Annotated in this window: 6 protein-coding genes and 2 pseudogenes; 3 read left to right on the top strand and 5 right to left on the bottom strand. The window is 68.9% G+C overall.

Annotated features, from left to right (window positions below):
* The 4 genes and pseudogenes from ACFVQZ_RS36320 to ACFVQZ_RS36305 all read right to left on the bottom strand — a co-directional run.
* A partial coding sequence (locus ACFVQZ_RS36320; protein ID WP_383629162.1) for a M48 family metallopeptidase occupies nucleotides 1-1,062 on the bottom strand: 1,062 nt, incomplete at its 3' end.
* Between the two features lie 200 nt (nucleotides 1,063-1,262).
* On the bottom strand, nucleotides 1,263-1,541 hold the full coding sequence (locus ACFVQZ_RS36315; protein ID WP_383629160.1) for a hypothetical protein: 279 nt from the start codon (nucleotides 1,539-1,541) through the stop codon (nucleotides 1,263-1,265).
* Between the two features lie 164 nt (nucleotides 1,542-1,705).
* Entirely contained in the window at nucleotides 1,706-2,503 is a 798-nt protein-coding gene (locus ACFVQZ_RS36310) for a matrixin family metalloprotease (RefSeq protein WP_378234298.1), read from the bottom strand.
* Between the two features lie 371 nt (nucleotides 2,504-2,874).
* A pseudogene (locus ACFVQZ_RS36305) lies at nucleotides 2,875-3,356 on the bottom strand (transposase).
* A gap of 79 nt (nucleotides 3,357-3,435) precedes the next feature.
* Here ACFVQZ_RS36305 and ACFVQZ_RS36300 point away from each other — a divergent pair.
* The gene (locus ACFVQZ_RS36300; protein ID WP_378234865.1) at nucleotides 3,436-3,723 is read left to right on the top strand and encodes a transposase; all 288 of its coding nucleotides are present in this window, start codon (nucleotides 3,436-3,438) and stop codon (nucleotides 3,721-3,723) included.
* Nucleotides 3,720-4,598, top strand: a complete 879-nt coding sequence (locus tag ACFVQZ_RS36295; RefSeq protein ID WP_378234866.1) for an IS3 family transposase — start codon at nucleotides 3,720-3,722, stop codon at nucleotides 4,596-4,598. The genes ACFVQZ_RS36300 and ACFVQZ_RS36295 overlap by 4 nt, the downstream gene beginning before the upstream one ends.
* A 91-nt stretch (nucleotides 4,599-4,689) precedes the next feature.
* Here ACFVQZ_RS36295 and ACFVQZ_RS36290 read toward each other — a convergent pair.
* Nucleotides 4,690-5,907 (bottom strand): annotated as a pseudogene (locus tag ACFVQZ_RS36290) (IS30 family transposase).
* Between the two features lie 182 nt (nucleotides 5,908-6,089).
* On the opposite strand from ACFVQZ_RS36290, the gene ACFVQZ_RS36285 reads away from it, so the two are divergent.
* Nucleotides 6,090-6,259: recombinase family protein (locus tag ACFVQZ_RS36285; RefSeq protein ID WP_383629164.1), on the top strand; the 170-nt coding region annotated here is incomplete at its 3' end.

Genomic DNA, 6,259 nt, shown 5'->3' with positions numbered 1-6,259 from the left:
GAGCGCGTCCCACGGGAGCTGGGCACGCGTGCCGAACGCGACCTCCTCGACCGCGACGCGCTCGGACCAGGTGGCAAAGCCGGGGACGAGGGCGGCGGCAGGACGCTCGTCCGTCGTGGCCACTCCGCCGTCGGGCATGCCGTCCATCGCGGCGACGCGCCGTGCGATCGACGGGTGCGTGTCCCACGCGGACTGCTCGGACGGCGCGTCGTCGGACCGGAGCTCGGCGAGGTCGCCCGCCCGGCCCCGCAGGAGCTCGTCGAAGCCGCCGAAGACGCCCGCCGGCGTCGGGGCGAGGCCGTGCTCCCAGCCGAGCCCGACGTACTGGCTCGTGTAGAAGCCCCACGCGGCGTCGATCACCGGGACCTCGCGCAGCGCCGCCTGGGCGGTCGCGCGACCCGCGACGCGCACGGACAGCTCGTCCGCCTCGAGCTCCTGGCGCCGGCTGACCGCTGCCGAGACGAGGACGTAGAGCTTCGCGTACTGCTTGAGCAGCCAGCCGACGACGTTCCCCTGGAGCTGCCCGACCGTCGCCATGATCGCCTCGCGACCCCGGTAGGCGAGCGGCCCGAGGCGCGTGTGCGAACGCGAGTAGTGGCCGAGCTCGTGCGCGAGGACCGACCGGAGCTGCGCGGCGGACAGGCCCTGCAGCAGCGGGACGCCGAGGTACAGGCGGCGCGTCCCGCCGACGAGCCCGAGCAGGCGCGTGTCCTCGCTGACGGCGGCGTTGACGTCGGCGACCAGCCGGATCTCGTCGGGAGCGCGGGTGTGCGCGGCCTGCGCGAGCTCGCGGACCGTCGCCCACAGCTCCGGCGCGTCGGCCTCCGCGAGCACCACGCCGCCCGGTCCCTGCTTCTCTGCCCGCGCGACCCGCACGAGCGCGACGACGAGGCCGACCGCGACGACCACGGTGACGAAACCGAGCTTCGCGGCGCCGGCTCCGGCGTGCTCCGAGAACGCCCACACGGTCGCGGCGCCGAGGCCGACGACGGCGCCGAGCGCGAGGACGTAGAACCCGACGAGGAGGAGGACCGACAGCGCGGCGCGCAGGGTCGTGGTCATGGGCGTGCCTCTCATATTGCGCCGCACCCGCGCGGCGATCCGACGCCGGAGCATAGTGGTCCGCGTGCTCGGGGCAACCGGGGCCACGCGGGGACCAGCACGACAATGTCGACCCCCGCAGCGACCAGAAGGCCCCCAGCGCGACCCCCCTTCGAATGTGTGAAGGGCGGGGCGCGGTCGTAGGCAGCGTGGAACTCAGGCTAACTTGTTGAGACCTCCTCGGCGGCCCGCTCGAGAGCACTCTTCGGGCCCCACGTTTCGCTACCCGCCGTTCCATGAACAGTCAAGAGAACGCCGTCGATCCCATAGTTGGTGAGTTCGAACCCTTTCACGGAGCCATCAGCGCCGTATGCCTCCGAAGCGACGGTTTCTCCCGTTGCTGGAACCACGGCCCCGCCGACCTCCCCGACGCTGACTGTGACACCCTGCAAGTTGCATCCCGGATGATCGTCCAACTCCTCGGGCTGAAGTTCGCCCAACGCCGGACAATCGGTTGCTTCCTCTGTGAGCGGCGGATCGCGCCACACCTTATCTGGCGCGCACGAAGAGAGGGCCAAGGTTGCGACCAAGAGGGCAGCAGGGGCGAGCGTTCTTGTGGAGAAGCTCGGGGTCTTCCAGGTTCTCTGATTCACTGCAGAGCCTCTCAGTACAGATAATCGAGTCCGATGAAGTCGCCATACCCAACACGGGCGTCCTTCGAGCAGGTTGAGAATGATTGCCGCATTAGGTTGTTGGACGTCCCGGCGTGTCCGAGAGCGTACACATGGCCGAACTCGTGCGCGGCTACCGCGTTGAGGCGATAGTGCTGCGCCGGGCAAGCGCCCTGCCCTGCGTGCCACTTCTTGGTGGAGTTATACGCGATGTCGGCCTCGAGAGGTGTGCCTGTGCTGCTTGTCCATCGGCACGCAACGCCGAGGACGTTCGACGGCAGGACACCGAAGTTCTGCGTGTTCTGGCCGTCACGCGGAGCACAAGTCGCGTTCCCATAGATATTCGCACCCGCGGTCGTCGTGCCGAGGTACGAACTTGTCAGATCGACCCGCGCCGTGTTGAACCCGCAATCGTTGACGACATTTGTCAGAACGTCCCCTCCGCGGCGCACCCCCGGGAACAGCCCGTCGTAGCTAACTGCCTCGTTGTAACGCCAAGAGTACGTCCGTCCCCGCTGCGCGCCCGACTGGGACCAGAGCCCGTCGTTGCAGCTCGTGTAGGGACCCCCCGTATTGCCGGTGGTGGTCGTGAGATCTTGAAGCATGTCCTCCTGGGCCGCATCGGGGCCCCACGCTTCGACCGTCTCCCCGTCGGCGCCGTGGGAATCGATCTTGGCTGCAACAACACCGCTTGCGCCAAGATTCTCCACAACGATATCCGACACCGTGCCTTCGCCTTCCACAGTCGCGGCCGAAGCGATCACTTGCACGCCCTCGTCAGGGATCAACATGGAGCGGCCGTCAGGAAAAATTACGCTACTCCCAGAGTGGTCGCACTCAAGACTGGCAGAGCCGGCGAGATCATCGACGTCGACAACTGCCCCGATTTCTGGGCATTGCGACTCGTCCAACAGAGTTGATGCGAGCCCTTCGGATCTCGGAACCTCGCGTGGCGAGGAGCTGGCCGCACCACCAATTGCTGCCATCGCGAACAGGGCGGAAACCGCGGTCGCACTTCGCCAAAGGCCGTTCATCAAACATTGCCCCCTGATTCCGGGGGTCCGTCCCCCGCTCGCCACGAACAATCGCATCGTGTCGCCTGTCGCGCAAGCCTGTTCATCGAAACGTTACACAATGGGGCTCTTCGCCGATCCGGTGGGGATCACGGGGTGAGTCCTCCGCCAGCGAGGAGCATGCGGAGGCGGTAGTTGTCGCGGTTGCGGTAGCCGCGGGCGAGGCGGCGGTGGAGTTCGATGATGCCGTTCATGGCTTCGGTGCCGCCGTTTGACGAGCGCCCGGTGGTGAAGTAGGCAGGAACGCGGTGCGCCATGTGCGCAGGGTCCGGCCGAGGCGCGCGACTTCGCCGATGGGGCAGGTGTGGAACGAGGCGATGACCTTCTCGGCCAGCGCTCTGCCCTCGGTAAGGTCTCGGGCCCGGTAGGCGGCTCGTAGTTGCTGGGCGCACTGCCAGGCGACGAACACCTCCTCGTGCGCCTCGTCGGTTCTAATCGCCCGGGCCAGGCGGGCCTGCTGCTTGGCCGTGAGGTTCTCGGCGCCGGCGCGCAGGATGGTCTGGATGGCGAACAGGGGGTCGCCCTTGCGTCCACGGTGGCCGGTGGTGTCCTGCTGGACCCGGCGGCGCACCTCGTCCACGACCGGAGCCTGACCCGCTTTCCCGGACACCTGATCTGAGGCGATGATCGCCTCGGGAGAGGAGTCCGTGATGCCTGCAGCCAAGCCGCCGGAGTTCCGGCGCAGAGCGGTGGACCTGGCCCGGCGCGGTGATGCGCCGGTGCGGCAGGTCGCGAAGGATCTGGGGATCAGCGAGTCGTGCCTGCGGCGGTGGATGGCCCAGGACGATGTCGACGCGGGTCGGCGCGAGGGCCTGACGTCCGAGGAGCGCAAGGAGCTGGTCGAGCTGCGTCGTCGGACTCGGGTGCTGGAGATGGAGAACGAGATCCTCAAGCGGGCGTCGGCATACTTCGCCCGGGAGAACGTGCTCCCAAAATGAGTGCCCGGCTCGTTCGCGAGCTCGCCGGCGACGGGGTGCCCGTCGCGGTGACGTGCCGGGTGCTGGGCATCTCTCGCTCAGGCTTCTACGAAGCCGACCAGCGCGCGCCTTCGGCGCGGGCGGTCTGCGACGAGGCGCTGGCCGCGACGATCACCCGGATCCACCAGGCGTCGCGGGCGACCTACGGTGCCCCGCGGGTGCATGCCGAGCTCCGGTTGGGGCTGGGGATCCGGTGCGGGCGCAAGCGCGTAGCACGCCTGATGCGCGACGCGGGTCTGGTCGGGGTGTGTCACCGACGCAAACGCCGAGGCCACCGTCCGGCACCGGCGCCGCACGAAGACCTGGTGCGCCGCGACTTCACCGCCAGCGGCCCGGATCGGCTGTGGTGCACCGACATCACCGAGCACCCCACCAGCGAAGGGCGGGTGTACTGCTGCGCGGTCCTGGACGTGTTCACCCGCCAGGTCGTGGGCTGGTCGATCGCCGACCACATGCGCTCCGAGCTTGTCGTCGACGCGCTCGAGATGGCCCGCTGGAGACGCCGCCCTGCCCCGGGGACCATCGTCCACGCCGATAGGGGCAGTCAGTACACCTCGTGGATCTTCGGTCACCGTCTGCGCGAGGCCGGGCTGCTCGGATCGATGGGCCGGGTGGCCTCGAGCGTGGACAACTCGATGATCGAGTCGTTCTGGTCGACCATGCAGCGCGAACTCCTCGACCGCCAGCAGCCATGGGCCACGCGCACCGAACTCGCGTCCGCGATCTTCGAGTGGATCGAAGGCTTCTACAACCCCGTGCGCCGACACTCCGGACTCGGCTACCGCAGCCCCACCGAGTTCGAAACCCTTCACACCGCCGCCGACCTCGCGGCATGATCAACCAACAGAACCTGTCCGGGAAACCGGGTCAGGCTCCCCAGTGCGTCCGGGGCTGTTCCGGTGGGATCAACCTTCGAGTGTGGCAGCATCACCCTCGCGACGCGAGCAGGGGTACGCGCCCGGGTGCCGCCGTCTCGGTCTGGCCGGGCTTGAGTCTGAGTCGTCGCGACGTCGTCCAGAACAGCTCGTCGGGCGACGCCCAGTCCAGCACGCGACGCGGTCGCTGGTTGAGCAGCTTCTGGATCCGGTCGAGGTCATCGCCGGTCGTCACGGCGAGATTGGTGCGGCGTGGGAGGTACTGGCGCAGGAGGCGGTTGGTGTTCTCGTTGGTGCCGCGCTGCCACGGGCTGCGTGGGTCGCAGAAGTACACCGGTGCGTCGATGAGCGCGCTGAGAAAGGCGTGGTCGGCCATCTCGCGACCGCGGTCCCACGTCAGGGACTTGCACATGCCCGGAGGCACGTTGAACTGTGCACGGGCCACGGCGATGCTGACGTCCTTGGCCTTGATCCCATCCGGCAGCGGCACGATCTTCAGGTATCGGGTGGTGCGCTCGACGAGCGTCGCGACCGCGCTCGGGCGCTTGCCCATCACGAGGTCGCCTTCCTAGTGGCCGGGCTCGATCCGGTCGATCACGGTGGCGGGGCGGTGGTGGATCGAGACCATGTCGCGCAGGTGCCCGCGCCCGTGCGAACGCTTCACCAGCCGGGGCCGTCGCATCGTGCGACCGGACCGCAGTCGCCGGTACGTGCTCTCCGGCAGGTTCCGCGACGCCGGCAGGTACACGGCGCGGTAGATCGTCTCGTGCGAGACCCACATGCCAGGCTCATCGGGATGTTCACGGCGGAGCCACGCCGCGATCTGCTGTGGGGACCAATCCAGCTCGAGCCGCGAGAGCACCGTCGCCCGGAGCCGCTGGTCGCTTGCGAGGCGTGGCGCCCGTGGGCGTCTGGCTTCGACGCGGGCGCGCTCGTCGGCTCGCGTCGCACGGTAGTCGGCGCGCCCGCCGTTGCGGGCGATTTCGCGCGAGACCGTCGACGCCGATCGACCCAGCCCTTCGGCGATCGCCCGGGCAGAGAGACCAGCGGCGATCCCGCGCGAGATTTCCTCCCGCTCACCTGGGCTCAGGTGCCGTGGGGACCGTCTCGGTAGCGAGGGCCGCACTCCGCCGTGGCGCAGCAGGTATCGGCGCACGTGGTGCTCCTGGAGGCCGGCCCGATCGGCGATCCGCCGGAGGGACTCGCCCTCGCGCCACGCCTTCCACACCACGTCCTGTACTGCCGCTGGCAGCGACGTCACCACACCCATCCCGACCTCCACGACCACGCATCATCCACCCTCGTGGCGCGTTGATCGGTTGAGACCGCCACCGTTTTTCGGACACCGCGACCGCCGCCGCGACACGCCGAGAGAACATGTCGCAGAACTAGTGTCCGGAAACCCCTGGTGTCGCAGAACGCGACCCGGGGGGTTTCGCTACCGTCGCCGCCATGGCACACACCTACGGGTACGCCCGGGTCTCGACTACGGCGCAGAACCTCAACGCCCAGGTCGACGCGCTCACCGGCGCCGGCGGCGTCGACGTGCGCGACGTCGTCGTGGAGAAGGCCTCCGGGCGCCGCGAGGACCGGCCCGAGCTTGCCCGGGTCCTCGCTCAGCC

This window comes from Streptomyces sp. NPDC057854, from assembly GCF_042797055.1.
GTDB lineage: Bacteria > Actinomycetota > Actinomycetes > Streptomycetales > Streptomycetaceae > Streptomyces.
This window is presented reverse-complemented; position numbering and strand designations above follow the sequence as displayed.